Source organism: Vibrio sp. 2033 (genome assembly GCF_033339735.1).
Genome location: NZ_JAWOVC010000498.1, coordinates 1 through 618 on the forward strand (window position 1 = coordinate 1; position 618 = coordinate 618).

Genomic DNA, 618 nt, shown 5'->3' on the forward strand with positions numbered 1-618 from the left:
ATCGGGCTCAAGTACTGGCTCAGACAGGCCTGCACCGAAAATGTTTAGGCTATCAACAGCAATGTTTGCTAGCGCGAAGAAGAATGGGTCAATGTAGATGGTCAACAATGCAATCGAGACCACACAAACAACCGCAGTCGCCATCAGCTTTTGCTTGCTAAGCCAACGAACTTCCAACGTTTCACCTTGTGCATTTGGTCGAGTCCATGCGTACCAACCGTAAATGTTGGCGCAGAAGAAAAACAGTTGAAGAAGTAACAATCCGTACAACTGAATTTGGAAAAAGATAACAGCAAAAAGCGTGACATTCAGTAAGCCGAATACGTAGTTGATGGTCTTCTCTTGGCTCGCAAACCAAATGCAAAGCAGACCAAAGACGGTTCCGAATGCTTCGATCCAGCTCATTGCGTAGCCGTCTCCAATCGGAATGGTAACGAGGGTATTGTTGATATCGAGTAAGGCGAATAGGTCCATGGTGATGTCCTTTATTATTTTGTTTGGAATACGCCCATATTAGGGTGCAGCAACAAACAAAAAGGAGGACATTTGTCCTCCTCTTGATGCACTCGCTCATAAATCAGATCATTACTTACTTGAAAGCGCCTATTTATCTCAATT

The 618-nt window shown here is 44.2% G+C and carries 1 protein-coding gene; it reads right to left on the reverse strand.

Features of this window, described 5'->3' with window-relative positions; all coding sequences use genetic code 11:
* On the reverse strand, nt 1–474 hold a 474-nt coding region (pnuC, locus tag R7P74_RS27425; protein ID WP_318123833.1), incomplete at its 3' end, for a nicotinamide riboside transporter PnuC.
* Nucleotides 475–618: the final 144 nt, after the last annotated feature.